Source organism: Roseovarius sp., from assembly GCF_040223625.1.
Taxonomy (GTDB): domain Bacteria; phylum Pseudomonadota; class Alphaproteobacteria; order Rhodobacterales; family Rhodobacteraceae; genus Roseovarius.
Map to the genome: position 1 here is coordinate 1 of NZ_JAVKFX010000035.1, position 2824 is coordinate 2824.

The 2824-nt window shown below is 63.4% G+C and carries 3 protein-coding genes; all 3 read right to left on the bottom strand.

What is annotated here, in order from left to right:
- The coding region (locus RLN94_RS10460; protein WP_350123375.1) for an ATP-binding cassette domain-containing protein at nucleotides 1-231 on the bottom strand (231 nt) is incomplete at its 3' end.
- Between the two features lie 109 nt (nucleotides 232-340).
- Nucleotides 341-1624 carry an ABC transporter substrate-binding protein gene (locus RLN94_RS10465; RefSeq protein ID WP_350158535.1) on the bottom strand — a complete coding sequence of 428 codons (1284 nt, stop codon included), beginning with the start codon at nucleotides 1622-1624 and terminating at the stop codon, nucleotides 341-343.
- A gap of 74 nt (nucleotides 1625-1698) precedes the next feature.
- Nucleotides 1699-2775 carry a branched-chain amino acid ABC transporter permease gene (locus RLN94_RS10470; RefSeq protein WP_350129666.1) on the bottom strand — a complete coding sequence of 359 codons (1077 nt, stop codon included), beginning with the start codon at nucleotides 2773-2775 and terminating at the stop codon, nucleotides 1699-1701.
- Between the last annotated feature and the right edge of the window lie 49 nt (nucleotides 2776-2824).

Here is a 2824-nt window from a genome sequence, read left to right on the forward strand (position 1 = left end):
GCGATAGCGGATGCTGCCCTTGGTCACCTCGCCCCGCTCGGACTTGAGCAGGTTCGAGATGGCCTTCAGCGTGGTGGTCTTGCCCGCGCCGTTGCCGCCCAGCAGGGCGGTGATCCCGCCCTTGGGCACCGACAGGCTGACGCCTTTGAGCACGAGGATCACGTGGTTGTAGATCACCTCGATGTTGTTGACCTCGAGAAGGGTCTCTTCGGTCCGGCCGTCCTCGGGCATTGTGCGTCTCCTCTCGGGCGGGGCCGAAATGCCCCTGTCTTGGTGGTTCGGGTAAAGGTCCTAACGAATACCCCCGGCCGCCGCGCCTGCCGCGGCCGGGGAAAGGAGTTTAGTCGCAGCCCGGCTCGATGCCGTTCTCCTGGGCGAAGGCCATCGAGTCTTCCTCGATCAGCGCTTGCAGAACCTCCTGGTCCGACTGGTAATAGTCGGTGATCAGGGTGAACTCGCCGGCTTCCGCATCCCATTGCGACACGGCGCCATAGCCGTTGCCGCCGTGGTTCTCGCAGGTCACCTTGAATTCCGGCCCGAAGTTGGGAAGGCCAAGCGCGGCCATCTTCTCTTCGGTCATCTCGAGGTTCTCCATCCCGTCGCGCATCTGCTCGGGCGTGATGGCGGCGGTGCCGTGCATTTCCTGCGCGGTCTTGATCGCCTCGGCGGCCAGCATCGCGGCATACATGCCGCGGTTATACAGCACGGTGCCGATGTTATCGCCCGCGCCCGCCGCGTTGCCGGTATCGACGACATGTTCCTGGATGTCGTCATAGACCGGATAGTCGCTGCCGAGGTTGTGGAAGGTCAGCGCCTTGTAGCCATTGGCGCGGTCGCCCGCCGGTTTCACGTCGTTCTCCGAGCCCGACCACCAGATGCCGATGAAGTTCTCCATCGGGTAGCGGATGTTCACGGCTTCCTGGATCGCGACCTGGTTCATCACGCCCCAGCCCCACATGATCACGTAGTCGGGGCTTTCGCGGCGGATCTGAAGCCATTGCGACTTCTGCTCCTGGCCGGGGTGATCGACCGGCAGGAGGGTCAGCTCGTAGCCGTGCTTCTTGGCCAGCTCTTCCAGCGTCCGGATCGGCTCCTTACCATAGGCCGAGTTGTGATAGACGAGCGCGATCTTCTTGCCGCTGATATCGCCGTCATTCTCGTTCAGGATATGGGTCACGGCATGGCTCGCCCCGTCCCAGTAGTTGGCCGGATAGTTGAACACCCAGCGGAACACTTCGCCGTTCTTGGCCGAGGTCCGGCCATAGCCCATCGTATGCAGCGGGATCTGGTCGGCGGTGGCCTTGGGGATCAGCTGATAGGTGATGCCCGTCGACAGCGGCTGGAACACCAACGCGTCGCCGCCCTTGTTGGCCTCGTAGCACTCCACACCCTTCTCGGTGTTGTAGCCGGTCTCGCATTCGACAAGGTTGATCTTCTCGCCGCCGATGCCGCCGTCACGCTGGTTCAGCAGGGTGAAGTAATCCTGGTAGCCATCCGAGAACGGGATGCCGTTCGCGGCATAGGGCCCCGTCCGGTAGCTGGTATCGACGATCTTCAGGTCGGCCAGCGCCGGCCCCGCCGTCAGTGTGGCAGCGGCCAGCACCGCCATCAGTTTCTGTTTCATCGGTTCATTTCCTCCCTTGGTTTCTCCGATGGTCTTGCAGGGCGGGGCGCACCCCGCCGCACCTCTCACCCTCCCTAGTGCGGGAAGGGCCAAAGCCTCAGCTTCTCCTTCGCCACGCGCCACAGCTGCGCCAGCCCGTGCGGCTCGGCGATCAGGAACAGCACGATCAGCGCGCCGACGATGATGAACTCGAAATGCGCCGCCAGGTCGGTGGGCCAGCCCATCGTCCCCACCAGCACGTTCTTCAGCAGCACCGGCAGCAACACCAGGAACGCCGCCCCGGCAAAGCTTCCGAAGATCGAGCCCAGCCCGCCGATGATCACCATGAACAGGACCAGGAACGACTTGTTGATCCCGTAGACCTCGCCCACCTCGACGGCGCCAAGATAGACGGCAAAGAACAGCGCCCCGGCGATCCCCACGAAAAAGCCCGAGATGGCAAAGGCCGACAGCTTGGCGCGCAGCGGGTTCACCCCGATGATCTCGGCGGCGATATCCATGTCGCGGATTGCCATCCATTTCCGCCCCGCCGTGCCCCGCGTCAGGTTCCGCGCAAGGATCGCGGCCAGCACCGTGAAGACAAGGCAGAACAGGTAGGTCGCCCACGGCTCGGTGCCCGCCCCGGTGATCGGGACGCCGAACAGAGTGCGCTCCGGCGCGCTGATCTGCCCCGAGGCCGAGTAGTTGTAGAACCACGGCACCCGGTTGAACAGCCAGACAAGGAAGAACTGCGCCGCCAGCGTCGCCACCGCAAGGTAGAACCCCTTGATCCGCAGGCTCGGCAGCCCGAACAGCACGCAGACCCCGGCGGTGATGCCGCCCGCGATGATCACGTGGAAGAAGATGTTGATCTCGGGAAAGCTGGTCATCAGCTTGTAGACGGAATAGGCGCCCACCGCCATGAACCCGCCCGTGCCAAGGCTGACCTGCCCGCAATAGCCCACCAGGATGTTCAGCCCGATCGCCGCGATGGCATAGATCAGGAAGGGCAGGAAAACCGCATTGACCCAGTAGTCGTTGATCAGGAAGGGCACCACGGCGAACGCCACCAGCAGCACGACGTAATACCGGTACCGGTCGAACTTGATCGGGAAGGTCTGCGCGTCGTCCTGGTAGGACGTCTTGAAGTCACCCGCTTCGCGATAGAACATGTCAGACACTCTCCCCGAGAATTTCGTCGCGCTTGACCGCGCGGTTTGG

What these genes read in the sequence shown, in the direction of transcription:
- RLN94_RS10465 (WP_350158535.1), bottom strand. Translation starts at nt 1,624, where the DNA reads ATGAAACAGAAACTGATGGCGGTGCTGGCCGCTGCCACACTGACGGCG.
- RLN94_RS10470 (WP_350129666.1), bottom strand. Translation starts at nt 2,775, where the DNA reads ATGTTCTATCGCGAAGCGGGTGACTTCAAGACGTCCTACCAGGACGAC.